The following is a 24,879-nucleotide window of genomic DNA, read 5'->3' on the forward strand; positions in this document are numbered from 1 at the left end:
GGGGTCTCAATTCGTGCTGCACCAGGCTTGAGCGGCCTTCAGGACGCGGTCGATGTCGGACTTGTCGTTGTAGGCGCCGATGGAGAAGCGGAGCATGCCGGTGCGGATCGCGAGGCGGATGCCGGCGGCCGTCAGGTGGTCGTAAAGCGAGTTCATGGCGGGGTCGTCGGCCGTGTAGTGGCGGCCGCCGCCGCTCTCGCCAACGGAGACGATGTGCGCCAGGTGGGGGCCGGGCCTCCCGCCGACGACCGGGAGGCCGAGGTCCAGCAACCCGTTCGCCAGGTCGGCTGCCAGACCGCGCACGTGCCGCTCGACGCGCCCGACGCCCCAGTCGGAGAGCAGGTCCAGCGCCGCGTCCGTGGCCGCCGCCCCGAGGTAGTTGTAGTTGCCCACGTCGAAGCGCAGCGCGCCCGGTCGGAAGCGGAGTTCGTCGTCCGAGTACGCCGTCTCGTGCGCGTCGAGTTCGATCCCGAAGCGCGCCACGTGGACCGGCGTCAGCGTCTCGGCCACCTCGCGCCGCACATACAGGAAGCCGAACCCGTACACCGAGAGCAGGGCCTTCTGCGCCGCGACGGCCAGCGCGTCCACGCCGAGATCTTCGACGTCCGTGCGGTGGGCGCCGACCGACTGCGCCGCGTCCACCAGCGTCAGCGCTCCGACGCCGCGGGCCGCCGTAGCGATCGCCTTCATGTCCGTGACGAAGCCCGGGGCGAACGTGATGCTCGGGAGGGTCACGAGCCGCGTTCGTTCGTCCATCGCCGCGGCCATCGCCTCGACCGGAACGTGCCCCTCCTCCGGCGCGACCGGCCGCACCTCGATCCCGTCCGTGCGGACCAGGCTGTACCAGAGGTAGATGTTGTTCGGGTGCTCGAGCGCGGGACACAGCACCACGTTGTCCCCCGCCCGCCACGGAAGGCTGGCGCCGAACAGGTTGAGGCCGTCCGAGACGTTCTTCGTGATCGCGACCTCGTCGGGACGCGCGCCGATCAGCGACGCGAAGGAGGCCCGCGCGCGATTGACGGTGGCCACCATCTCCGTCTTGTCTCCCCGCCCCGACATCCTCGCCCCGAGGTGACGCTCGATGGCCGCCCGCACCGGCTCGGCCATGAGTGAGTTCGCGGAGATGTCGAAGTAGGGCTGCTCGCGCGCGCCGGGGAAGAGCGCTCTCACATCCGGGTTCATGGGCGCCTCCGGGTCGCCATCGGGCTCCGCCTCACGCTCGCCTCGCTTCGGAGCGGGCGACGAGCGCCGTGCCGACCATGTCTCCCATGATGTTCACCGTCGTGTTGCTCATGTCCACCAGCCGGTAGATCCCGCCCACGATCGCCGCAACCTCGATCGGCAGGTTCAGCGCCTGCACGTAGATGAGCGCGACCACGAACCCGCCCCCCGGAACCCCGCCCGTCCCGTGCGAGAGCAGCATGCCCAGGAGCAGGATGGTGACGAAGTCCGCCGGGGAGAAGGTGACGCCGGCGGCCTGCGCCGTGAAGAGGAGGACGGCCGCGAGCATGACCGAGGTCCCGTCCTTGTTCAGTTGCGCCCCGAGGGGAAGGACGAAGGAGTAGACGCGGCGCGGGAGGTCGAGGCGCCCGGCCGTCTCCAGACCGACGGAGAGCGAGGCGAGGCTGGACGTCGTGGCGGCGGTCGTCGCCCACAGCGAACCCGTGGCGCGCAGGAAGCGGGCAGGACGGAAGTCGCTGAAGAAGCTGAGCAGGAGCATGTACCCGGTCACGATGACGACCTGCGCCCCCCAGAGTCCCGCGAGGAAGCGGGCCATCGGGCCGATCAGGTCGGCCCCGTAGCGGCCCACCGTGACCGCGACGAGGGCGCCGATCCCGACGGGTGCGATCCACAGGATCATGTGGACGAGCCGCCGAAAGAGCCCCGCCAGGTCCTCGAACAGCGTGGCGAGGCGAGCGCGCGGGCCGGCCCCCAGCGCCATGGTCGCGATCCCCAGCATCAGCGCGAGGATGACGATTTGCACCACGTTCCCTTCGGCGAAGGCGCGGAAGACGTTCGTCGGGATCATGTCGAGGAGGACATCGCCCACCGACGGGGCCTCGCCCACCGCCCCCGAGACCGCCTCCGGCCCCGTCTCCGTGAGCCGCAGGCCAACGCCGGGGCGGAGGAGCGCCATGGCGCCCAATCCGAGCGAGAGCGCGACCAGTTCCGTCGTGAGGAAGAACCCGACGGTCTTGCCCGCGAGCCGCCCCAGCGTCCGCAGATCCGTGAGCGAGGTCAGACCCGCGAGGAGATTGAAGAAGACGAGGGGGGCGGCCGCCAGAATCAGGAGGGTGATGAAGAGGTCGCCCAGCGGCTGGATCGCGCCGACGCGCTCCCCGAGCACCGCCCCCAGGACGACGCCGGCGAGCATCCCAATGAGGATCCGCCCGCCCGGCCCCACCTTCATTCAGCGCACTTCGGAGAACGGATTAGGGTGCGGACGACTGGGTCTTGTGACCTGGTGGTAGAACTCCTGCAGGACCTGCACCGAAAGGGCCAGGTCTTCTCGATTCAGGAGGGCGTGCGCGGCCCGGCGCTTGCCGGCTTCCTCGGCCGAAAGGCTCGCCGCATAGATGAGTGACGTTCGTATCAACGAACCGCACGGCGCTCGTAAAGCTCGTCGCGAGGGATGTTTTCGGACGCCCGGAAGCCCCCGCTGGTGGCACGGATGTCTTCGCGCAATTCCTTCAGAAGCCTGCGCCGGCGCTCGTTGGGCGTCTCCACGGCACGCGAGTCGCCTCCCGCCGCCACCCCATCCTCAGCGGCAAGACTTCTCAGGTATCCCCTGACGAGCGCCGAGACCGACGTATCCAGCTCCGCGGCCCGGACGCGCGCCATCCGATGCGTCTCTTCATCCACGGACACGGTGATGTTCCTCATGACACAGCCTCACAGTTAATGTGATCCACAGCGTAAGAATGCGTGGAACGTGACGCAATGAGACCATCGAGATTCCCCCGCTCCATGTCCCACTCCATGTCCCGCTCCAGCCGGCTCCGGGCGTATTCCCGCTCCTGCGGGCCGAGGGGCGGCCCGGGCCGGGCGGCCCGACGACCGCGGTCAGGGACGGCGCGAGGGTTGGGTGCCGAGTTCGAATTCGTCCCGGTCGAAGCGGCCGCCGCGCTTCAGTGTGAAGCGTATGGACTTGAGGTTTTCGACGCCTGCCGTGGGATCCGCTTCCAGGAAGACGAGGTTGGCGTACTTCCCTTCCTCGACCGTCCCGATCTCCCCCTCGAGACCGAGCGTGAGCGCGCCGTTGCGCGTGGCGGTCTGGATGACGTCCGCCATGGGCATGCCCACGCGCTCGTGGAAGTAAGCCAATTCCTCGTAGAGTGCCGGCCATTCGGCGCCCGGGGCCGGCGGGGCGTCGGTTCCCGCCGCGATCAGGACGCCGGCCTCATGGGCGCGGCGCGTGAGGCCAATGCTCTCCTCGGCGCTGCACGCGGCGCGGACGCCTCGCCGGCGCGGATCGGGAGGCGGCGCGTCCGGCCCTTCACTCGGGGCGTCGGGTCTCGGGGCGTCCGGCCTCGGCGCCGGGGGCGCCGGGGGTGCGGCGGCGCTGTCCCGGGCCATCGTCATCTGCTCGCGGAAGAAGCCGACCTTGAGCGTCGCGTCGAGCACCGTGCCCTGGCGTTTCATCTCCTCGAGGACCGCGTCGATGCGGGGATCGTCGAGGTCCACGTCGACCCTGCCGGAGCGGCGGCCCGCCAGCGCCTCCGCCATCACTTCGTCCGGGATCGCGGTGCTCGCCAGGCTGCACACGTGGGACATCGAGGTGACGCCCGCCCTCGCGACGTCCATCGGGAGGGCCGGGCCGACGTGCGTGTGGGACCACACCGGCATCCCCTGCCGCCGCGCCTCCGCCGCGATCCGCGCCAGGAGGGGACCCTCGATCGAAGCGTAGGTCTTGAGCCCCGTCGCCCAGGTGCCGCGGGCCAGCGCGATCGTCTCGGCCAGATCCGTCTCGTCGTCGACGATCTGCAGCCAGGGCACGCGCCCAGGCACTTCTCCCATCGACGAGGACCGTGTGCGCGGGTCGACGAAGAAGGACTCGCCCGCGACCAGAGCCGCGTAGTGGATGTCCGGCGCCGGGATCTCGCCCACCAGCGCCGCCCGCTGGAGTTCCGCGAGCGCCCGCACATCGCCCGCCATGTCCCGGACCGTCGTCACGCCGCCGTAGATGAAGCGGTTGAGTTCGAACTCGGCCGCCGCCCGATCCGCGCGCGTGGCGAGGTGCGTGTGGCTCTCAATGAGTCCCGGGATGACGTACAGCCCCCGCGCATCCTCGGCCTCCGCCTCGGGCCAGTCTTCGAGCGACAGTCCGTCCGTCGGGGCGAGCGCCGCGATCCGTCCGTCTCGCACGACGATCGACATGTCCCGCATGAGCGGCGCGCCGGTGCCGTCGAGGATGGCCACGCCCTCGTAAATCGTCGTCTCGGACTCCGCGTTCGGATTCCGCGGCGGTTCCCCGCTCCGCGACTGGCCCGCGAGGGGGGCGGCGAGCACGCAGAGTACCATCGCCGCCGACCATGCCAGCGGCCTGCGCGCGGCCCGTCTCCACATCCTCATTCTCCCCAGACGTCGCGCAGGACGCGCAGCGCGTTGAGTCCCAGGATTCGCTCGATGCGCTCCGACGAGTGTCCGCGCGCGGCGAGCATGCCGGCCAGCTTCCGGAACTGGTCGGGGCCCTGAAGGTCGGGGATGAAGGGGACGACGCCGGGGCGCTCCCCCGCCGCGCTGATCCCCGCCCTGCGCCGCGCCTCGACCTCCCTGCGCGCCGCCTCGTACGCCGCGTCGAGATCGTCCACGGCCGTCGTCCCCCCGTCGGTGCCGATCCCGACGTGTTCCTCGCCGCACACCTGCACCGCGTGCTCGATGTGCCGCACCACGTCCTCCGCCACGGCCATACCGTCGGCCGCGAGGAAGGGCATGAAGTAGATCCCGACGATCCCGCCGCCCTCGGCGACGAGCCGCAGTTCCCGGTCCGTCTTGTTGCGCGGCAGGTCCGTCACCGCCCGGCAGCCGGTGTGCGTGATCGCGACGGGCGCGGCGGAGGCTTCGATCCCGTCCAGGCAGGTCCGCTCGCCGCTGTGGCTCAGGTCCACCAGCGTCCGCGTGGCGTTGAGTTCGGCGACCACATCCCGCCCGAAGTCCGTGAGCCCCCCGTTCTCCGGCACCATCGACCCATGCCCGAGTTGGTTGGGGCCGTTGTACGTGAGCTGGATGATCTTGACGCCGAGCCCCGCGAAGACGCCGACCCGCCCCGCGTCCTCCCCCAGCATGGCCCCGTTCTGGAACCCCTGGATGACGCCGACCCGGCCGTCGCGGGCGGCACGCTCGATGTCGCTCGCCGCCCGGACCTTGAGGAGCACGTCCGGATGGTTCCGAATGATCCGGTTCCAGCGCGCCACCTCCGCGACGGAGTACTCGAACGGCTCCTGCAGCCCCGCCACGTACCCGATCGTCGTGTTGACGGCGGCCGTCCCCGAGGCAAGGGCGTCGGAGAGCGCCCGCTCATCCAGCGTGAGCGGCCCGTCCTCCGGATCGCCACCAAGAGGCCCCCGCGACCCCCGCCGATTCGGGTTCCGGATTCCCCCCAGCATGTTGACAACAAACGGATCGGCCTGCCCCCGGCGTCCCGCCGCCCAGACTCGACCCCCGACTCCCGTAGCCGCCAGCGCGAGTCCGGCTCCGACCCCGAGAAAGGCCCGCCGCCCCAGGCTCCGTGCGTTCGTGGTCTCCATCGTCTCCATACCCCGGATCACAGGCTCCTCCGTCGCTCTCCCGGGTTCGCTCTCCGGCGAAGCCGCGAAACCGCATCGGTTATAGCACGGTCCCGTACAGTAGGATCAAGGGGACGCGCAGGCACTCCGCGTGCGGGAAATTCGGGTTCTTCCGTCCATGAACAGCGCCGCGAGGGGCACGAGGAGGGTCGTCGCGGCGATCGCGGTGATTGCGACCAGGTCTCCGCACATCGTTCCACAGAGCGCCAGTTCGCGGATCGGGGGGACGAGGAGGTGGATGACGACGAAGGTGTAGCAGACGCCGATCCGGATCTGCAGCCACGCTTCCAGGCGGCCACCATCGGAAGCGAACCATAGTGTTTCGCCGACGGCGCGATACTCGTTCGCGTGGTCCTCGTGCGTGGCGGTCGCCATGGCGCGGTATCGATGGTACAGGACTTCCCGTACTGCGAACATCATCACCATGCAGATCGCCGCCAGGCCGACGGTCAGTGGATGGTAGAGCCTGTCGTTGTCGGGCATCCCGAGCGCGCTCAACCCGAGGGCGTTCACGCCCAGAAAAAGCGGAATGGAGCTTCCCCAGGCGAACGCCCCGATCGCGGTGTGCCGGTCCGCTCGACACCACCGCAGCAGGACCCCGCCCAGGACGTACACGATGGCGAGCAGTAGAAACATCGCCAGCGCCGCGGCTGCGGGACCGTACTCCGCAAGTCCGGCCGCAACCGCTGGGGCCTGCGTCATCGCGATGGCGAATGCCACGACCGATGTCGCGACACCGATGGCGAGGGCCTGACGGACGCCCTTGTCGCGGATGACTCTGATGCGGATGACCCTGATGCGGTTCCGCAGGCCGGAGACCAGAGATCCGACGTCTCTGCGTTCGGGCGTTGTCTGCCTCTCGAGGGCGGCAAGCCGCGCGTCGATGAACGCTTTGCGGTTGCGTCTTCGAATCGTCTCTACGTCGTCGAGATACCTGCGCCGGGGGAGCTGCACCCGGAGGAGCAGCCACAGTCGTGCATAGGAGCGGCTGAATGCGGCGCCGGCGCCGCGTGTCGAGGCGTGGCGCACCACCGCCCTTTCCTCCGTGGCCCTGTCGCTGAGCGTCAACCACGACTCGAGCCTACGGCTCGCCCGCCGAACATTGGACAGGTGCGTCGCGGAGTTGACGGAAATCGTGCCGGCCGCCATGCCGACCATCAGCACGGGCAGTGCGATACCGAGGATCCAATACAGGTTGCCTTCCGCGAGCCAGTTCTGCGGTTCGAGCTGCAGAGAGAAATGCATGTTCGTCGTGTCGCCGGAGGCAGCGTGTCGGCAGGGTTTCCGGTTGGGGCGGTCGAGAGGTCAAAACCTGCATCCGACCGTGACGGCGGAACAGGACGCAACCCTATGAAATAGGAGTCACAGCGGACTGTTGCGGCACAGATCGGATGGGTCTGCTCAGGGGGCGCGGCGGCCGGTCGGCCGCGGACCCGCGTCAGTTCCCGCCGTCTGGCGGCGGCGGGTCGAGGAGCGGGGCGAAATGCTCCATGGCGAAGGCGGCGAGGAGCTGGTTGGGGGGGATGCGTTCAAGCTCGAGGAGATTGCAGCCCAGCCACCTCTGCGCCTTCCGGCGGAGGGTCTCCCGCGGGAGTCCAAGTTGCGCGCTCACCTGCTTCCACTTCGCGCCGGTCGCTCGAACCTGTTGCGCCCGGAGGATGGCGAGCGCGCCAAGGAGCCGGTTGAACGTCGTCCGGCCGCGGGCGCGGGCCTGAAACTGCTGAAACAGCGTCACGGGAGAGCAGTCCACCGCCGCCGCGAGTTCCTGCACGTTGCGGACGGGCGTGCGGCGGGCCTCCCGAAGGGCGTGAGCCACGGCGGAACGGAGGGCCGGCGGCGCCGTCGACCGCCGCATCTTCTCCGCCATCTGCAGCAGCGCGGACCCGCCGCGTGCGGACTCGATGCGGGACGCGAGCTGGCGATCGACATCCTCGAACCAGACGAGATCCGCCACCTGCACTCTGCTCAGGAGACGCGCGATGGAGATTCTTCGGTCCGTCACCAGGATGACCGGAACCCACGGCAGTTTCCGCTCGACCTCACGCAGGAGCGAGATCCTCTCCTCCAGGAGCCCGCTGCGGCTGCTGAACACCAGGCACTCGATCTCGAGGTCGGTGGCCGCGAGGTCGTTCGCCGCGTGGATTACGCGAGCACCGCCGACGACGGCCCGTCGCATGAGCTCCGCATCGCGAGGCGTGTCCGCGAGGATGCCGATCATTCGTCGACGCCCGGCTACGCCAGCGATTGCTTCGGGTCCATCGGCGAGCCCTTCGGCGGCGGGGAGAGCCACTCGCGCTCCCGCAGCCACAAGGCGCAGCCCGCCAGGGCGAAGGAGGCCGACCACGCCCAATAGGTCGGGCCCAGGTGCCCGTACACGACGAGTTCGGCGTCGACCGCGATCGGGATAGGTCGGAGGAGGCTCAGCATTCCCAGTCCAAGCGCTGAAGCGCCGACGGCGACGAGGACGTGTCTCACCCACGCGTCGACCGAGCGTCGGGCACGCCGAAAGGCCAGCGACGTGGACGCCATGACCAGGGCCGTGAACGCCCCGAGGATCCAAACGGAGATCGGGGCGGGCGTCAGAAGCTCCTGCCACGAGACCGCCATCCTGAAGTCCGGTTGCGACGGCTCGAATGCCACGGTGCCGAAGTCCGAGAGTATCAGCGACAGCGCGTACAGCCCCCACCCCGCCAGCAGGAGGCTTCGCCACGCGGGGGCGTCCTGCTTCGCGAACTCGCGGGAGAGTACGGTCGGGTCGCCCAGTTCTTCCCGGGCGGCAGCCTCGACTCCGGCGGCGGAGCCCGGGGCGGCGTCCCGCGCCCGTTCGTCGGCCGCGTGGGCCCGCAGGTGGTCCTCGAGTTCAGCCAGTTCGCGTCTTGAGAACCGACCCCCGGCCGCCAGACCCCTGCGCCAGTTCCGGATCTCGTCATCCAGCCGGGACATCGCCGCCTCGCCAGGATAACTCGAGCACTCCGTACACAGCCCGCCAGCTCTTCCGGTCGGTGGCCAACCGGCGCCGCCCGCGGGTCGTCAGCGTGTAGTACTTGCGCGGTCGTCCATCCTCGGCGGGTTCCCAGTAGCCTTCGATGAGGCCGTCCTTCTCCAGCCGGTGCAGGAGGGGATAGAGCATCCCGCCCGACCACTCCAGGTCGCCGCCGGAAATCCGCTTCACCTGCTTGATGATCTCGTAGCCGTACGTGTCTCGACCGGCGAGGATCGAGAGCACCAAGGGGCGCGACGAAGCCGCCACCAGCTCCTTGTAGATCGAGTTCTTCATCCACCTTTCGACATATAGAAGTGCCACGTAGGTTGAATAACTACATATCATGCATGGCGAAGCGCGGCAACTCGCTCTCAAGCGCCCGAGACTCGGGGGCGCATTCTCCGCAATCGCGCGACTAGGTATCCCAGCAAGCCTAGGATGAGGACCGCCACGGCGCATCTCATCGCCACCGACTGAAGGAACTGCGCTCGTACCGCCTCCAGGAGCGCTTCCTCCTCCCGCAGCAGCTCGGCCAGACGCTCGTCCCTGGCCCTCCCCGCGGGGGTGAGGCCGCCCATGGTCTCGGCCGAAAGGTCGGCGCCGCGCCTGATCAGCACGTCCACGATGGCGGGATTCGGGTTCCCCATGGTGCCGTCCCGAACTCTTCTGGCGGCGTCGTGCAGCGGCGTCCCTCCGTTGTGCTTCCGGACGTTGACGTCGGTCACGCCGGCGAGCGTATCCACGACGAGCGGGTTCTCGTTGACCAGCGCGGCGAGGTGAAGGGGTGTACGGCCGTGTCGCGTCTCGGCATATGCGTCCGCCCCGTATTCCAGCAGCGCCCCTGCGACTGTCGGGTTCCGGTTGTACCGGGCCGCCCAGTGCAGGGGAGTCAGACGCGCGCGCGTCGTGGCTTCCAGGCGGGCACCCGCCCTGACCAGCGTGCCGATCACGTCGGGATCGTCGCTGAACCGCGCCGCCCAATGCAGGGGCGTGGCCTCATTGGGGGCGGACCGGTCGTCGACGCTGTATCCGGCGGAAAGACAGGCCCTCACCGCCCCCGGATCCGCCTTTTCCCAGAACGGCCCGGTCAACCAGCCCTCGCACGGCGCCTGGACCGGCGCGACGCCGACCGCTGCCAGAACGGGAAGAGCAAGGAGCGTCGACAACAGCGTTGCCTCCGTCACGAGGCGCCCTCCTCGTCGACATCAACGGGGCCGGCCGCGAGGGCCGCCTCGAGATCGAGCCAGAACGGTTCCCAGATGTGCCCGTCCGGGTCCGCGAAGGCGCGGGCGTACATGAAGCCGTAGTCCATCGGTTCCCGCGGTTCGTCCGCCCCGTGCGCGAGCGCCGTCTCCATGAAGCCGTCCACCTCCTCGCGGCTCTCCAGTTGGAGGGAGACCAGGACCTCCGTCGCCTCCCGAGCTTCCGCGAGGGGTCGCGGCGTGAAAGTGGAGAACCGCTCGTGCGTTACGAGCATGCAGTAGCAGTTCCCGTTGATCTCCATCCCGAGCGTCGCCTCGTCGCTGAAATCGTCATCGAAGGCGAAACCGAGAGCGGCGAAAAAGGCCCGCGCGCGAGCGAGATCCTCCACCGGGAGGTTGATAAAGACGTTCCTCGTTGTTTGCATGGCTCAAGGTTGGCGATCATCGCGAGTTATGACAACTCCGCGCGACAGCCACCGGCCCGCACCTGGCCCGCACTTGCACCAGCTCATGCTCTTCGGTAGTAGGAGCGTGACCCCCGCAGCCGGCTGGCCCGCGCCCACACCTCCTTCGGGAACCTTCCAGATGAAATCGGAGCGAACCATGAACACCGCCCAGATGGATCACTACAGGCAGAAGCTTGCCTTCGAGACCGACGCGTGGGACCTCAAGGAAGCGCTGGACCGGGACGATCCCGTCGTCGTGATCGACGGCCGGTCCGCCGGAGCGTACGCCCGCGAGCGCATCCCCGGCGCCGTGAACCTTCCGCACCGGGAGATCAGCGCCGAGACGACGGCGTCGCTCGACCGGTCGAGGCTCTACGTCTGCTACTGCGACGGCATCGGCTGCAACGCTTCCACGAAGACCGCGCTCAAGCTCCTCAGCCTGGGGTTCGAGGTGCGCGAACTCATGGGCGGCCTCGACTGGTGGAAGCGCGACGGCCACGCGACCGAGGGCGCCGAAGCCCGCGCCGGCACCGAGATCGCCTGCGGCTGCTGAACCCGCTGTGGGGTCGCGGGAGTCGGCGGACTACGATCTTGTCGTGGTGGGGGCCGGGTTCGCGGGGCTGGCCTGCGCGCGGCGGGCGGCGGAGCGCGGGCTCTCCGTGCTCGTCCTGGAGCGGCAGTCGGAACCGGGCGAGCGCATCCACACGACCGGGATCCTCGTCAAGGAGGCGTGGGAGGAATGGGCCGCCCCGGCATCGCTCGTCCGCCGAATCCAGCGCGTCCGGGTCTACGATCCGAGCCACCGCTTCGTCGAATTGGAGCGGGACTCCTACTTCTTCATGGCGACGGATACGGCAGGGCTTCTCCGCCACATCGTCGATGAGACGCGCCGCTCGGGCGCCGAGGTCCGCTTCGGCGCTCCCTTCGAGGGCGTGGTGTCGACGCAGGGCTCGAGCCCGCTGACGCTCGCGGGCTCAGGCCCGGCTTCCGGCGTGACGTGCCGGTTCCTCGTCGGGGCCGACGGGGCACGCTCCCGGGTGGCCGAGAGCTTCGGACTGGACCGCAACCGCCGGCTCCTCAAGGGCGTGGAGTGGGAGTACGAGTTCCGAGGCGGCGACGGCGACTGCCTGCACTGCTTCATCGATCCCGAGTGCGCGCCGGGCTACATCGGGTGGGTCGTGCCCGGCGTCGGGGCCACGCAGGTCGGGCTGGCGCTCCACCGGGACCGCCGCGCCGACCTGCGCCGGTTCAGCGAGAAGATCGACGGGCTGTTCGGGTTGGCCGGGAGACGCGTGCTGGAGAAGCGCGGCGGCGTCATCCCGATCGGGGGGCGGCTGCGTAATTTTTATGCGGACCGGGTCCTGCTCGTCGGAGACGCGGCCGGAATGGTGTCGCCGCTCACCGCCGGCGGCATTCACCAGGCCTACCGGTTCGGCAAGCTCGCCGCCGACGCGATCACCGACCACCTGGGCGGAGGCGGCCCCGGAGCCGGCGGCGACCGCCCAGGCGCTCCCCACCCCGGCGAGGTCGTGCGCCGCGCGTATCCGAACCACGCCCTGAAACGCGTCGCCCGCTGGGGATTCGACCACCTTCCCGTGGCGCGCGCGTTGCAGGCCGGGCTCCTGAGCCGGAGTCTGTTCCGGAGACTGGCCGAAGGGGTGTTCTTCCACCGCTCCCGGTAGGCCTCCCACGGGCCCGGCAGGATGGAACCGCCCATGTGACGTTCCCGCGGGAACGTCCGTCAATGAGATTGGGGGGGTGGGGACAACCGGAGGGGCGAACGGTGGCGGGCCTCGGGAGGGCCGCGGGAACCGGGAGGTGATTCTGATGGAAGACACCGGCATTCGGCTCACGGCGAACGACAGGTTCAAGCGCGCCAGTACGAACTTCACACGGATCGGTTTGCTGGTCGCCGTCTTTCTCCACATCGGGCTCTTCGTCCTCGTGCGGCCGTTCGAGGCGGCGGCCCTGGGGTCCGTCGCGAACGAGATCGAGTCGATCCGGCTCCCGCCGGAGGTGAGGATTCCGCCCCCGCCGGAAGCGATCGCGCGTCCCGCCACGCCGAGGGTTTCCACCGTCGACATTTCCCCGGACATCACGATCGCGCCCACGGTCCCGGACCGGGCCCCGAGGGGTCTGCCTCCGCGTCCCCGGGCCCCCGACCCGTCGGAGCGTCCGATCCTGATCCCCTACGACACGCCCCCCGTGCTGCTGAACGGAGCGGACGTCCTGCAAGTGCTGGAACGGGAATATCCGCGGGCGCTGATGGACGCCGGCATCGAAGGGCGCGTCGAACTGTGGATCTACCTGTCGGAGGAGGGCCGGGTCGAGAGATCCGAGGTCAAGACGTCCTCCGGTAATCCGCTCCTCGACGAGGCAGCGGGCAGGGTCGTTCCGGCGATGCGGTTCAGTCCGGCGAAGAGCCGCGACAGGGCCACCGCCGTCTGGGTCTCGCAGTGGGTGACGTTCCGCGTGAACTAGCGCCAACGCCCGGGCGCGGACGGGAGCCTCCCTCCCTTCCCCTGCCCCCCCGACCGGCGCAGAATGCTGCGCATGTCGACCCACTGGGCCATCGATCTCGGGACGTCCAACACCACCATCTGCGAAGACCGGTCCGGGCGGCCGCACATCGTGAACCTGCCGGACCTCGCGAAGCTGGAGCCCGTCACGCAGACCCCGGTCATTCCGTCGTGCGCGTGCGTCATGGACGGGGACGGCGAGGAAGTCCTCATCGGGCAGGCGGCGGTCACCTACAACTGGGACGGACAGGCCACCGGCTTCGCGCGCGGCTTCAAGCGCTACCTCGGCACGGAGAGCGGCCGGGCCCTGGCGCGGGCCGGCGGGAGGGCCTTCACCGCCCAGGACATCGCGGCGCTCTTCCTGCGGGAGGTCATCGGCGCCCTCGAGACGCGGTTCGGGGAAGAAGTCACCGACCTCACGATCGCCACGCCGAGCGGCTTCTACGAGACGTACCGGGCCGAACTGCAGGCGATCGTCCGGCGCCTGAAGCGCCGCGGCTGGTGGGCGCGCGTGTGGGCGCGGCTTCGGCGGCGGCCGGCCGGGATCGTGTTCCGGACGCTCGACGAGCCCGTCGCGGCCGCACTCGGCTACGGCGTGGATGTCGGACGCCCCACCACGCTCGTCGCCTTCGATTTCGGGGGCGGATCGATGGAGGCCGCCGTCGTGAGGACCCACGGCGCGCAGACCGTGGAGACGGGGCGCGCGGAGGTGCTGGCGAAGCAGGCGGTGGAACTCGGCGGGGACGACGTCGACGGCTGGATCCTGGAGCGCTTCGTCCCCACGGCGCTACACGACTGGCCCGAATGGGAGGTCGCGCTCCGCTGGGAGGCCGAGCGCGTGAAGCTGCTCGCGAGCGCCGGGAACGAGGGTGACTTCACTTTCCGCAACGAGTCGTACGGGAAGCTCGACTATCCCGTCCTGAACGACATTCTCGCCGCGAACGGCCTGTACGTGCGGATCCGGGAACTGCTCGACGCGCTTCTCGCCGAGCTGCGCGCCCGGCACGGGATCCTCGCCGACGGCATCGACGATGTCATCCTCGAGGGCGGGTCGACGCTGCTGCCGGAGGTGCGGAACGTCGTGGGCGACGTGCTCGGCCGGGAGAAGGTGCGGGAATGGCTCCCCTTCGCGGCCGTCGCGCGCGGCGCATGCATCTTCGCCGGCGGCGCGCACGTCGAGGACTTCATCTACCACGACTACGCGCTGCGCGTCCTCCCCGACGACGATGCCGACGCCGAGTACGAACTGCTCATCCCCGGCGGCACGTGCTTCCCTACGGTCGACAACTTCGCGACGCGCTACTACGCCCCCGGCCGAGATGGCCAGCGGCACATCAACCTCTTCATCTGCGAGGTCGGACGCGTGGCCGGACGCCCGATCGACTGGACGGAGCGCAGCAACGGCTCCAGCTATTTCGTGCCCCGGACCGCGGGCGAGCGGGCGTTCTGCCTGTGCCTCAACGAGGCGGACCCCGCCCTCCCGCTGGACCCGCCCGGCAGAGGCACGGCGCCCCGGCTGCGCGTCACGTACTCGGTGGACGAAAACCGCTGGCTGTGTGTAACCGTACATGACCTGCACCGGAAGACGGACCTGAAAGTCAGGCACCCCGTGGTGAGACTGCGATGAGATTGCGATGAACTTCCTCAAAGCCCTGTTCGGACCGAGGCGGAGAGACGTCTGGCGGCAGCTCGCGGGCGAGGTGGACGGGCAGTTCCACGAAGGCGGTCTCTTCAACCCGTTCGCCGTCCAGGCCCGCACCGGCGACTGGATCCTCACGCTCGACACCTTCACGTCGGGCGACGGCAAGACGAACCAGACGTTCACAAGACTCCGCGCGCCCTATTTCAATCCGGACGGGTTCCGGTTCGAGATCTACCGCGCGGGCCTCCTGAGCGGGCTGGGGAAGGCGATGGGCCTGCAGGACATCGAGGTCGGCCATCCCCGGTTCGACCGGGACTTCGTGATCAAGGGCAACGCGCCGCGACGCCTGCGGCGGCTCTTCGACAACCGGAAGATCCGGGCGGGCATCCAGGTCCAGCCCAAGATCCACCTGTCCGTCAAGGGTCATGCCGGGTGGTTCAGCAGGTTCCCCGACGGGGTGGACGAACTCCACTTCCGGGCGGAGCGGGCGATCAAGGACCTCGCGCAACTCCGGGCCCTGTTCGACCTCTTCGGCGAGATCCTGCGGCACGTCTGCCACAACGGAAAGGCACAGCCGGACGATGTCCCGGTCCACATCCGGCGGCTCGGCTCGCCCGGGGGCCAGATCATGGACAAGTACGTCCTCTGGGAGGGAGACCGACCGCGGCGCGACGCGGCCGCCAAACTCGGACGGCTCGGGGACCCGGCGGCGATCCCGGCCCTGGCGGATGTCCTCTGGGACGACGACGCGGTGCTCCGGCTGCGGGCGGTCGAGGCGCTCGCGGCGATTCGGCACCCCGACGCGATCGGGCCGCTCGTCCCGCTGCTCGGCGACGCGCGGAAGGCCGCCGGCCTGCGATTCCGCGACGGGGTCGCCGAGGCGTTGCGGCAACTGGGCGAGGCGGAGCTGGTCGTCACCGTGGGCGCGGCGCTCGGCGGCGACTTCGGGCGTCTCAAGGCCTACGACGGCGGACACCGGGCGGGGATCGTCGCGGCGCTCGGCCACGCGCTCGGGGGGTCCTCCGGCGCGCACGCCGCGAACGCCCTTGCCGAGATCCACGCCGTGGAAGCGCTCCCACGGCTCCGCGAGGTGCACAGGAGCGCTGGCACGCGCGACGACCTGGGCCAGGCCATCTCCGCCGCGATCGGAAAGCTCGAGGCACGCGCCGCCCTCCCACGCGCCGCCAGCGCGGCCGACGTCGAAGTCGAGACCCTCCCCCGCTCCGCCCAGGCCCCGGCCCCCGACCCCGGCACCCTCCCCCGCAGCTCCCCAGCCCCCTGAGTCGAACGGTGAGGCCCCTCGCCCGACTCCTCGAAGCCGTGATCTGCTCGTCTTGACCCTGACGTTACGTAAGGGTTTACCGTGGGCGCATGGAAAGCGGGCAACTTCATACGGTGGGGGAGGTCGCGCGGCTGGCCGGCGTGACGGTGCGCACGCTGCATCACTACGACCGGATCGGGCTGCTCGTTCCGTCGGGGCGGGCGGAGAACGGGTATCGGCTCTACGCCTACGACGACCTCGAGCGGCTGCGCCAGATCCGGCTGATGCGCGAGCTGCGGTTCAGCCTGGACGCGATCGGCCGGCTGCTCGACGCCCCCGCCTACGACCGGCGGAGCGCGCTGGAGGCGCAGCGTGAGTTGCTCAGGGAACGACAGCGGAGGACCGACGGCATCATCCGAGGGGTCGACCGGGCCCTGAGGGCGATGGATGAGGAGACGGAGATGGACAGGACGGAGATGTTCGAGGGGTTGGAGGAGTTCGATCACGAGCAGTACCGGGAGGAGGTCGAGCGGCGCTGGGGCGGCACGGAGGCCTACGCGGAGTCGATACGGCGCACGCGCGGGTACGGCAAGGACGACTGGGCGCGGATCACCGAGGAGGGCGAGACGGTGGTGGCCGGGCTGGCCGCGCTGATGGCGGAGGGCGCCCAGGCCGCCGGACGCGCGGCGATGGACCTGGCCGAGGAGCACCGGCGCCACATCGACCGCTGGTTCTATCCGTGCAGCCACGGCATGCACCGGAACCTCGCCGACATGTACACCGCCGACGCGCGCTTCGAGGCGTACTTCGAGAAGCGCGGGGAGGGGCTCGCCGTATTCGTGCAGGACGCGATCCGCGCCAACGAAGCCCGCTGGAGAAACCGTGAGCGTGAGTGATGCGCGGGCCTCGCGTGACAGGGGGCGATAATGCGTTATCATTATGGTCCAACTGCACGGGGGGTGTACTTCGATGCAACGAGATACTCGACAACGCCGCGCGATTCGCCGCGTGTTCACGAACGCGGGGCGCCCGCTCACGCTCGACGAGATCCTCGAGTACGGCCAGCGGATCGTGCCGTCGCTCGGCGTGGCGACCGTCTACCGGAACGTGAAGACCCTGGTCCGCGAGGGGTGGCTGTCGAGGGTGAAGCTCCCGGGCGGCGGGCTTCGCTACGAGTTGGCCGACCGTCCGCATCACCACCATTTCCTCTGCAACTCCTGCGACCAGGCGTTCGACGTCCACCGGTGCCCCGACGAGGTCGAGACGCTGGCGCCCGACGGCTTCCAGGTCGACAGCCACGAGTTGGTTCTCTTCGGCCGCTGCGCGGCGTGCGCGTGACGCACCTCTGACCCGGCCGCTCCCCACGGCCCCCCACCCTTTGCCGTTTAACGATAACCCGTTATCATTAAGAATCGGGCGCAGGCAAGCCTCCCCTCCACCCCTCGCACCGGGCCCACATGATGATGTCCAGACGCTCCTACATCCTCTTTCTCCTCCTCGGAATCACCCTCGCGGGCGTGCCGGCGGGCGCCGCGGGCTCGCCGCCGGTCGCGCAGCAGGCCGCGCACGAGCAGCAGGCCGCGGACACCGTCGAGGTGGCCTCCGAGGTCGCCGCCATCACCCTGCCGGACATCGTCGTCACGGCGGTCCTGAGTCCCACGGCCGTGAGCGAGGCGATCCGGCCTTCCGCCGTCTTCTCGGACGAGACGCTGCAGCGGCACCTCGCGGGAACCCTCGCGCAGACGGTGGAATCGGTTCCGGGGGTCACCGTGACCAGCATGGGGCCGGGCACGTCCCAGCCCGTCATCCGCGGCCTGAGCGGAGACCGCATCCTCGTGCTCGAGGACGGACAGAGGGTGGGGGACGTCCTCAGCAGCGGCCCGGACCACGCCTCGGCGGTCACCACCTCCTCCGCTCAGCGGATCGACGTGATTCGCGGACCGAGCGCGATCCTGTACGGCAGCAACGCGCTCGGGGGCGTGATCAACGTGATTCGGGATGAGGTTCCGCGGACGGTGCCTGGCCGCGCGACCGGGTTCACCTCGCTTCAGGGGCAGGGAGCGACCCGCGGCATCGGGGGGAGCAGCCAGCTCACCGTCGGCGTCACCGAGAACATCCCGCTTCGCGTCGAGGTCTCGAAGCGCGAGGGAGGGGACCTGCGGACGCCCATCGGGAGGCTGGTGGGCACCCAGACCGATGTGCGGAGCGTGGCGGCCGGAACGTCATGGGTGGACGACTGGGGCTACGCGGGCGGTTCGTTTCGCTACTTCGCGAACGACTACGGGATCCCCGGAGGTTTCGTCGGCGGCCACACGAACGCGGTGCGCACGGAGCAGGAGCGAGCCGCCGGCCGGCTCCGCAGCGTCATCCGGCCCGGGCACGGCCTGGAGGCGATCGAAGTCGATGCCGGCTACACGTGGTACCGGCACCACGAGATGGAACCCCCGGACATCCTCGGCGCCCAATACGATCGCGAGATCGTGAGCGGGGAGGCCCGGGCGCGGCACGCGGGATGGGGGCCGTTCGCATCGGGGGCCGTCGGGGCGAGAGTCTCGTGGGAAGACTTCGGATTCGCGGGCGCGCTGTACACCCCGAATTCGCGGCGCAGGACGCAGGCCGCATACCTCCTCGAGGAGATTCGACTCGATCCGGTCAGGGTCGAGGCCGGGCTCCGCTACGACCGGGTCGAACTTGAACCGGAGGAGGAAGACGCGTCCTCCGACATCGGACACATCCGCGCGCGTTCCTTCGACGCGGTCTCCGGATCGCTGGGCGCGCTTCTGCCGGTGACGGGGCAGTTCACCCTCGGCGCGAGCGTGGGTCGCGCCTTTCGTACCCCCGATGTACACGAACTCTACTCGGAGGGGCCGCACCTCGCGGCCAATTCATACGACGTCGGCAATCCCTCGCTCGAGACGGAGAAGGGGCTCGGCATCGACGTGTTCGGGCGCGTCACGGGACAGCGCGTGAGCGCCGAGGCGACGTGGTTCAGGAACACGATCGCGGGCTACATTTTTCCGCAGGCGACGGGGCGACTCAGCCGCGTACGGCTCCCCATCTATCAGTTCGTGGGGGAGGACGCCGTGCTGACCGGCTTCGAGAGCCAGCTCGAATGGTCGGTGCCGGCCGGATTCAGGCTGGAGGCCGCCGCGTCGTACGTGCGCGGCACGATCCGCGCCACCGACGAGCCCCTCCCGTTCATGCCCCCGCTCCAGGGTCGCGTGGCGATCGGCTATTCGCCGGTGAACTGGTTCGTGGAGGCCGAGACGCGGATGGCCTCAAGCCAGGAACGGACCGGGCGGTTCGAGGACCCCACCGATGGATACGCGGTCTTCGGCTTCTCCGGCGGCGTGCGCTTCACCTTCGCCGGGCGGCCGCACGTCCTGACGCTCCACCTCGACAACATCGGCAACACGGAGTACAGGCGGCACCTGTCGCGGGTGAAGGAGATCATGCCCGAGGCCGGGAGGAGCCTGAGCGTGACGTACCGCGTCGTGTACTAGCGCGGACGGCGGGCGCCCCCCGTCCAACGCGGCGTCCGCCCCCCCGGCATCCGAGGCTCCGTACGCAAACCCGCTCCGACCCGCTATGCTGAGGCGCGAATTCGCGGAAGCTCTCGGTCTGTGCGGGGGACATGACGGTTTTCGAGGAGCATAGAGACGCCTTCGCCAGCGCGGAGGCGTTCTGCGGCCGCGTGGCGGCGGGGTTCGCCGTCGCCGGCGGGGTCGCACTCGCTGTGCTGCTGGCCATCACGGTGGCCGAGGTCTTCTGGCGCTACGTCCTCAACGATTCCCTGCTCTGGATCGAGGACGTCTCGACGATGTCGCTCGCCGTCGTCGTGGCGGCGGCGGTCGCGTACGGCGCGCGCGAGGGCTCGCACGTGTGCGTGAACCTGCTCGCGCGCCTCGCGGGCCGGCGCGTCACGAGGATCACGGACGCCGTCGCCCGGCTGCTCGGCGTGGGCGCGACCGCCGCGGCCGCGTACGCGCTGTTCGCGCACGGCAGTTGCGGTCTTCCCTGCGGCGCCGTCACCGGCAGCGTGTCGATCCCGCACCTCCCGTTCTACTACGCGCTCGGCGCGTCGCTCGCCGCCTACGGACTGCTGCTCCTGTCCCAACTCCTCCTGGGGTTCGCGGCGTGGAACGCCGAAGACCCCAACGAGCCGGCCGAGTGATGGACGGGACCGGCATCGCCCTCGCGGGCTTTCTCGCCCTCTTCGTCCTGCTCTTCATCCGGGTGCCGGTGGGGCTGGCGATGCTCGTCGTGGGCCTCGGCGGGATCGCCGCGGTCCGCCCGGGCGCCGTCACGGCGGTGCTGGCGGGCGAGATCTTCGCCGTCGCCTCGCGCTATCCCCTCACCATCCTCCCGCTGTTCATGCTGATGGGGAGTCTGGCCGTCGTCTCCGGGATGAGTCGGGACCTGTACCGCGCGGCCCACAGCTGGCTGGGCCGCTTCCGGGGCAGTCTCGCGTCCGCGTCGATCGTCGCCTGCGCCGGGTTCTCGGCCCTTTCCGGCTCGTCGCTGGCCGCCGCGCTCACCATGGGCCGCGTCTCGCTGCCCGAGATGCGGCGCTTCAGGTACGACGACTCGCTCGCGACCGGGGCCATCGCCGCCGGCGGCACGCTCGGCTTCCTGATCCCGCCCTCGGCGGGCCTCGTCATCTACGGGATCGTCACCGAAGAGAGCATCGGCCGGCTGTTCATGGCCGGCGTCGTGCCCGGGATCGTGCTCACGCTGCTCTTCGTGCTCACCGTCTGGGTCGTCGTCCGCCGCGACCCGGACAAGGCGCCGCACGCCCGGAGGCCCGTTCCGTGGCGGGAGCGCCTGCGCGCCACCGCGAGCGCCGCGTGGATCGTGGGCATCGTCATCGTGACCATCGGCGGCATCTACGCCGGCATCTTCTCCGCCATCGAGGCGGCCGGCGTCGGCGCGTGCCTCACGCTCATCGCGGCCTGCGTGCGGCGGGCCCTGAACCGGAAGACGGTCGTCGACGTCGTCAACGGAACGCTGAAAGCGAGCGGCACGGCGTTCCTCGTCCTGTTCGGCGCCTTCGTGTTCAAGGTCTTCCTCGGACTCACGGGCATCGCGTTCGTCGCGGCGGAGTGGGTCGGCGAGCAGGGGTTTTCGGGCGCGCAGGTCGTCGTGCTCGTGCTGCTCATGTTCATCGTGCTCGGCACCTTCCTGGACGGGTTCGCGATGCTCGTGCTGACCGTGCCACTCGTGCAGCCGATCCTCGAGTCGCTGGGGGTGGACATGATCTGGTTCGGCGTGATGATCGTGGTCACGCTCGAGATGGGCCTGATCTCGCCGCCCGTGGGGCTCAACATCTTCGTGGTGAAGGGGGTCGCGCCGGACGTGGCGGTGCGCACGATGTTCCGCGGCATCCTGCCGTTCTGGCTCGCGATGCTGGCGGCGCTGATCCTGATCGCGCTCTTCCCGCGCATCGCCACGTTCCTCCCGAACGCGATGTACGGATGAGGGTCCACGGATGAGAGTCCACGGATGAGCGCGGCCGACGGTCTCCGATACGAGGTGGAGGACCGGGTTCCGGGGCCGGTCGCCCTGGGGCTCGGCCTGCAGCTCGCCGCGATGGGGATCAACGGGGCCGTGCTGATCCCGACGATCGTGTTCCAGGCGGGGGGCGCCGACGAACTCGTGCTGTGGGCGGTGTTCGCCTCCGTCCTCGCGTGCAGCGTCGCCACCATCCTCCAGGGCCGGCGCGTGGGGCGGATCGGAGCGGGGTACGCGCTGCCGCACGTCAGTTCGGCGATCTTCATCGGCGTGTGCGCGGAGGCGCTGATCCAGGGAGGACCGGGGCTGCTCGCCACGCTGGTCGTCCTCTCGGCGCTCGCGCAGGCGGCGTTTTCCGCGCGGCTCTCGCTGCTGCACCGGGTGCTGACGCCCGTCATCACGGGGACGGTGGTCATGCTCCTTCCCGTCACGGTGATGCCGATCCTCTTCGGCATGCTCAACGAGTTGCCGCCGGGAGCCCCCGTGCCGGCCGGGCCGCTGAGCGCCGCCGTGACGATCGTCGCCACCCTCGGGATCGCGCTCCGGACGAGAGGGACGCTCCGCCTCTGGGCCCCCGCCATCGGCATCCTCGCCGGCTCCGTGACCGGGGCGGCCTTCGGCATCTACGACACCGGCCTCGTGGCCGACGCCGACTGGATCGGCTTCCCGGTCGGCGGGCCGCCCGCGCTGGACGTCGGCTTCGGCCCCGCGTTCTGGGGATTGCTGCCCGCGTTCCTGTTCGTGGCGCTCGTCGGCACGACCAAGTCGGTCGCCGTCGCGGTCGCCGCCCAGCGCCTGTCGTGGCGCCGGCCGCGGGCGGTCGATTATCGCGCCGTGCAGCGTGCCGTGGCCGCGAAGGGCGCCGGGAACCTGCTCGCGGGCCTGGCGGGAACGATGCCGAACACGCTCAACGTGAACGCCGTGGCCGCCATCGAGGTCACGGGCGTCGCGGCGCGCCGGGTCGGCGTCGCGGCCGGACTCGTCTTCCTCGTCCTCGCCTTCGTCCCCAAGGCGCTCGCCCTCATTCTCGCCATTCCCGGAGCCGTCGTGGCCGCCGCCATGGCCGTGATCATGGCCACGCTGTTCACGGTCGGGATGCGCGAGGTCGCGCGGAGCATCGGGTCGAACCCCCGCAACGGCATCATCGCGGGCGTCTCGTTCTGGACGGGCGTCGCCTGCGAGTTCGACATGATCTTTCCCGCATTCTTCGCGGAGTTCGCGGGCGGGCTGCTGAGCAGCGGGCTCACGACGGGAGGCCTGGTGGCGCTGCTGCTCACGGGGCTCACCGCGCGGCGGAAGCGCCGGCTCAGGGGCACGCTCGACATGGCCGAACTGCCCCGGATCCGTGAGTTCATCCAGGCCTTCTCGGCCCGGCACGGGCTGGCGCCGGTCCTGGACCGGCTCGAAGCCGCGAGCGAGGAGGCGCTGCTCACGCTCCTGGAGTCGCGGGAGGCGGCGGCGGCGAAGGAGGCGGACGGGGCGGACGAGACGGAGGGAACACCGGACGATGGGAGGCGCGAACTGCTCCTGACGGCGAGCGTGGAGGACGACGAGGCCGTGCTGGAGTTCCGGGTCGGCGCCGAGGACAGCGACGATCTCAACCTCCAGGACCGCCTGGCCTGGCTCGAGGCCGACACCCCGGCGGCCGACGTGGAGCAGGAGATCTCGCTCCGGCTGCTCCGGCATCTCGCCTCCTCCGTCCGGCACCGGCAGTTTCACGACGTGGACATCCTGACCCTCCGAGTTTCCGCCGTCCCCGAGCGCGAGTCCCGCCAATGACGCGCGCGAGGGCGGCGCTCGTCCTCGGACTGCTCGCCGGGGGCGGGGTCGCGGGCGGATGCGGAGAAACGTCCGACACGGGCGGTACGAGGGAGTTGTCGCTGGCGCACTTCCTGCCGGCGGATCACGTCCTCACCGGAGACATGTTCACGCCGTTAGGGGAGAAACTCGCGGAACTCTCGGGCGGCAAGCTCACCGTCCGGCAGTTCCCCGCCGGGGCCCTGAACTCGGCGGCGCCGGCGCAGTACTCGATCCTGCGGAGCGGCGTGGCCGACATCGCCCTCGCCATTCCCGCCTACACGCCGGACCTCTTTCCGAAGACGGACCTCATCGCCTACCCGGGCATCTGCAAGACCGCGGTAGCGTGCACCGAGGCCATGCGGCGCGCCCGGCCGGCGCTGGAGGCGGAGTACGACGCGAAGGTCCTGGGGCTGTGGGCCAACGACGCCGCGGTGCTGCTCACGCGCGAGAGGCCGGTGCGGACGCTCGAGGACATGAGCGGGCTCAAGATCCGGGTCTCGACGCGGAGCCTCATCCCATTCATCGAGGCGCTCGGCGCGAGCGCGGTCATGCAGCCCGGCACCGTGGTCCACCAGAGCCTGACCACCGGCGTCATCGACGGCGTCGCCATCTCCCCGTCGGGGATCGGGACGTTCCAGCTTCACGAGCCCGCCGCCTACCTCACGACCTGGCTCCCCACGTCCGGCCTGCCCTTCGTCCTGCTGATGAACCGCGGGGTCTACGAGACCCTGTCACCCGAGGAACGGGGCTGGATCGATGAAGCCGCGGACGCCTCCCTGTCGATGGCCGGGGCCACCGCCTACGCGCGCGCCGGCGCCGACGGCCTGCGGATGGCGCAGGAAGCCGGCGTCGAGATCATCGACCTCCCCGAGAACGAGATCCGCCGCTTCGAACAGGCCATCGCCCCCGCCCGCGCCGCCGGCCTCGACCGCCAGGTCGGCGACATGACCGCCGCCGACGTCATCCGCCTCTTCGGCGGGGCGCCCTAGCCGCCGGCCGGACCGCCCGAGCGCCAATGGCCGTGCCCTCATGACGCCGGGACAGCTTCTTGCGTTCAACGTGGCTCTGCTGTTCGCGATCGCGAGCCCGGGGCCCGCCCTCCTGGTGGCCGTTCAGACCACGCTCCGCTCCGGACGCGCGGCCGGAATCGCCGTCGGGGCCGGGCTCGGTGCGATGGCCGCGACGTGGACGCTGCTCGCCGCGGGCGGGCTGGGACTCATCTTCGAGCGGCTGCCGTGGCTGTACGGGTCCATGAGAACCGCCGGGGCGCTCTACCTGTTCTACCTCGCGTACCGGATGTGGACGAACGCCGCGAAACCCCCGCAGGCCCGCTCCGCTCCCAACCGGCAGGCTTTCCTCCGGGGCGTTCTCATCAATCTGTCGAACCCCAAGTCGGTGCTCTTCGCGGCCGCCGTGATCGTCGCGGTCTTTCCCGCCGGATTGAGTCCGGCCAACGGTCTCGTGATCGTCGCCAACCACCTCCTGGTCGAGATCGTGTTCTACACGACGCTCGCCTTCTGCATGAGCACACAGGCGGTCGCCGCGCGCTACATGCGGGCGAGACTCTACCTCGATCGCGCCTCGGCCTCGATTCTCGGCGCCCTCGGGCTCTGGATCGCCGTTTCGGCCCTCGCTGTGTGACGATTGCCGCCCTCAGGCTGCTCTCAGCGGGGTCTCGTCGTACTGTGCCCAGAGGACGAAGAGCGCCCAGTCGAGGTCCAGCGGATCG

At 70.0% G+C, this 24,879-nt stretch carries 25 protein-coding genes; 13 read left to right on the forward strand and 12 right to left on the reverse strand.

Features of this window, described 5'->3' with window-relative positions:
* Positions 1 to 6: 6 nt before the first annotated feature.
* The 12 genes from RN743_RS05630 to RN743_RS05685 form a co-directional block, all read right to left on the reverse strand.
* Positions 7 to 1,182, reverse strand: coding sequence for an aminotransferase class V-fold PLP-dependent enzyme (locus tag RN743_RS05630; protein ID WP_310777338.1), 1,176 nt, complete (start codon positions 1,180 to 1,182; stop codon positions 7 to 9).
* Positions 1,183 to 1,213: 31 nt separating this feature from the next.
* Positions 1,214 to 2,410, reverse strand: coding sequence for a dicarboxylate/amino acid:cation symporter (locus RN743_RS05635; RefSeq protein WP_310777341.1), 1,197 nt, complete (start codon positions 2,408 to 2,410; stop codon positions 1,214 to 1,216).
* Positions 2,411 to 2,596, reverse strand: coding sequence for a hypothetical protein (locus tag RN743_RS05640; RefSeq protein ID WP_310777345.1), 186 nt, complete (start codon positions 2,594 to 2,596; stop codon positions 2,411 to 2,413).
* On the reverse strand, positions 2,593 to 2,883 hold the full coding sequence (locus RN743_RS05645; RefSeq protein WP_310777347.1) for a hypothetical protein: 291 nt from the start codon (positions 2,881 to 2,883) through the stop codon (positions 2,593 to 2,595). Before RN743_RS05645 ends, RN743_RS05640 begins: the two co-directional genes overlap by 4 nt.
* A gap of 180 nt (positions 2,884 to 3,063) precedes the next feature.
* Positions 3,064 to 4,566 (reverse strand): amidohydrolase family protein, encoded by a 1,503-nt coding sequence (locus RN743_RS05650; protein WP_310777350.1) that lies wholly within the window; start codon positions 4,564 to 4,566, stop codon positions 3,064 to 3,066.
* 2 nt (positions 4,567 to 4,568) lie between these two features.
* Positions 4,569 to 5,747 carry a membrane dipeptidase gene (locus tag RN743_RS05655; RefSeq protein WP_343218995.1) on the reverse strand — a complete coding sequence of 393 codons (1,179 nt, stop codon included), beginning with the start codon at positions 5,745 to 5,747 and terminating at the stop codon, positions 4,569 to 4,571.
* Positions 5,748 to 5,852: 105 nt separating this feature from the next.
* Positions 5,853 to 7,031 (reverse strand): hypothetical protein, encoded by a 1,179-nt coding sequence (locus RN743_RS05660; RefSeq protein WP_310777356.1) that lies wholly within the window; start codon positions 7,029 to 7,031, stop codon positions 5,853 to 5,855.
* A 193-nt stretch (positions 7,032 to 7,224) separates the two neighbouring features.
* Positions 7,225 to 8,004, reverse strand: a complete 780-nt coding sequence (locus tag RN743_RS05665) for a hypothetical protein (protein ID WP_310777357.1) — start codon at positions 8,002 to 8,004, stop codon at positions 7,225 to 7,227.
* A gap of 14 nt (positions 8,005 to 8,018) precedes the next feature.
* Positions 8,019 to 8,729: a hypothetical protein gene (locus tag RN743_RS05670; protein ID WP_310777361.1), complete on the reverse strand. Its 711-nt coding sequence runs from the start codon at positions 8,727 to 8,729 to the stop codon at positions 8,019 to 8,021.
* Positions 8,713 to 9,063 (reverse strand): PadR family transcriptional regulator, encoded by a 351-nt coding sequence (locus RN743_RS05675; RefSeq protein WP_310777364.1) that lies wholly within the window; start codon positions 9,061 to 9,063, stop codon positions 8,713 to 8,715. Before RN743_RS05675 ends, RN743_RS05670 begins: the two co-directional genes overlap by 17 nt.
* A 77-nt stretch (positions 9,064 to 9,140) precedes the next feature.
* Positions 9,141 to 9,953 carry an ankyrin repeat domain-containing protein gene (locus tag RN743_RS05680; protein ID WP_310777367.1) on the reverse strand — a complete coding sequence of 271 codons (813 nt, stop codon included), beginning with the start codon at positions 9,951 to 9,953 and terminating at the stop codon, positions 9,141 to 9,143.
* Positions 9,950 to 10,396, reverse strand: coding sequence for a VOC family protein (locus RN743_RS05685; RefSeq protein WP_310777370.1), 447 nt, complete (start codon positions 10,394 to 10,396; stop codon positions 9,950 to 9,952). The genes RN743_RS05680 and RN743_RS05685 overlap by 4 nt, the downstream gene beginning before the upstream one ends.
* A gap of 178 nt (positions 10,397 to 10,574) precedes the next feature.
* Between RN743_RS05685 and RN743_RS05690 the strand changes: the two genes are divergently transcribed.
* The 13 genes from RN743_RS05690 to RN743_RS05750 all read left to right on the forward strand — a co-directional run bounded on the left by RN743_RS05690 (position 10,575) and on the right by RN743_RS05750 (position 24,791).
* Complete coding sequence (locus tag RN743_RS05690) at positions 10,575 to 10,970, forward strand: rhodanese-like domain-containing protein (RefSeq protein ID WP_310777372.1); 396 nt, start codon at positions 10,575 to 10,577, stop codon at positions 10,968 to 10,970.
* Positions 10,971 to 10,977: 7 nt separating this feature from the next.
* Positions 10,978 to 12,099 carry an NAD(P)/FAD-dependent oxidoreductase gene (locus RN743_RS05695; RefSeq protein ID WP_310777374.1) on the forward strand — a complete coding sequence of 374 codons (1,122 nt, stop codon included), beginning with the start codon at positions 10,978 to 10,980 and terminating at the stop codon, positions 12,097 to 12,099.
* A 145-nt stretch (positions 12,100 to 12,244) separates the two neighbouring features.
* A complete protein-coding gene (locus RN743_RS05700) occupies positions 12,245 to 12,898 on the forward strand; it encodes an energy transducer TonB (protein WP_310777377.1) in 654 nt (217 codons plus the stop codon).
* A gap of 72 nt (positions 12,899 to 12,970) precedes the next feature.
* Positions 12,971 to 14,563, forward strand: a complete 1,593-nt coding sequence (locus RN743_RS05705) for an Hsp70 family protein (RefSeq protein WP_310777379.1) — start codon at positions 12,971 to 12,973, stop codon at positions 14,561 to 14,563.
* Between the two features lie 7 nt (positions 14,564 to 14,570).
* Positions 14,571 to 15,860, forward strand: a complete 1,290-nt coding sequence (locus RN743_RS05710; protein WP_310777381.1) for a HEAT repeat domain-containing protein — start codon at positions 14,571 to 14,573, stop codon at positions 15,858 to 15,860.
* An 89-nt stretch (positions 15,861 to 15,949) separates the two neighbouring features.
* A complete protein-coding gene (locus RN743_RS05715) occupies positions 15,950 to 16,735 on the forward strand; it encodes a MerR family transcriptional regulator (protein WP_310777384.1) in 786 nt (261 codons plus the stop codon).
* A gap of 73 nt (positions 16,736 to 16,808) precedes the next feature.
* On the forward strand, positions 16,809 to 17,177 hold the full coding sequence (locus RN743_RS05720; RefSeq protein ID WP_310777387.1) for a transcriptional repressor: 369 nt from the start codon (positions 16,809 to 16,811) through the stop codon (positions 17,175 to 17,177).
* 119 nt (positions 17,178 to 17,296) lie between these two features.
* A complete protein-coding gene (locus RN743_RS05725) occupies positions 17,297 to 19,342 on the forward strand; it encodes a TonB-dependent receptor (protein ID WP_310777391.1) in 2,046 nt (681 codons plus the stop codon).
* Positions 19,343 to 19,473: 131 nt separating this feature from the next.
* Positions 19,474 to 20,013, forward strand: a complete 540-nt coding sequence (locus tag RN743_RS05730; RefSeq protein ID WP_310777394.1) for a TRAP transporter small permease subunit — start codon at positions 19,474 to 19,476, stop codon at positions 20,011 to 20,013.
* Positions 20,013 to 21,317, forward strand: coding sequence for a TRAP transporter large permease (locus tag RN743_RS05735; RefSeq protein ID WP_310777397.1), 1,305 nt, complete (start codon positions 20,013 to 20,015; stop codon positions 21,315 to 21,317). Before RN743_RS05730 ends, RN743_RS05735 begins: the two co-directional genes overlap by 1 nt.
* 24 nt (positions 21,318 to 21,341) lie before the next feature.
* On the forward strand, positions 21,342 to 23,129 hold the full coding sequence (locus RN743_RS05740; protein ID WP_310777401.1) for a solute carrier family 23 protein: 1,788 nt from the start codon (positions 21,342 to 21,344) through the stop codon (positions 23,127 to 23,129).
* On the forward strand, positions 23,126 to 24,139 hold the full coding sequence (locus RN743_RS05745; RefSeq protein WP_310777404.1) for a TRAP transporter substrate-binding protein: 1,014 nt from the start codon (positions 23,126 to 23,128) through the stop codon (positions 24,137 to 24,139). The genes RN743_RS05740 and RN743_RS05745 overlap by 4 nt, the downstream gene beginning before the upstream one ends.
* A 40-nt stretch (positions 24,140 to 24,179) precedes the next feature.
* Positions 24,180 to 24,791 (forward strand): LysE family transporter, encoded by a 612-nt coding sequence (locus RN743_RS05750; protein WP_310777407.1) that lies wholly within the window; start codon positions 24,180 to 24,182, stop codon positions 24,789 to 24,791.
* Positions 24,792 to 24,879 lie beyond the last annotated feature (88 nt).

The organism is Candidatus Palauibacter scopulicola, from assembly GCF_947581915.1.
Taxonomy (GTDB): Bacteria; Gemmatimonadota; Gemmatimonadetes; order Palauibacterales; family Palauibacteraceae; genus Palauibacter; species Palauibacter scopulicola.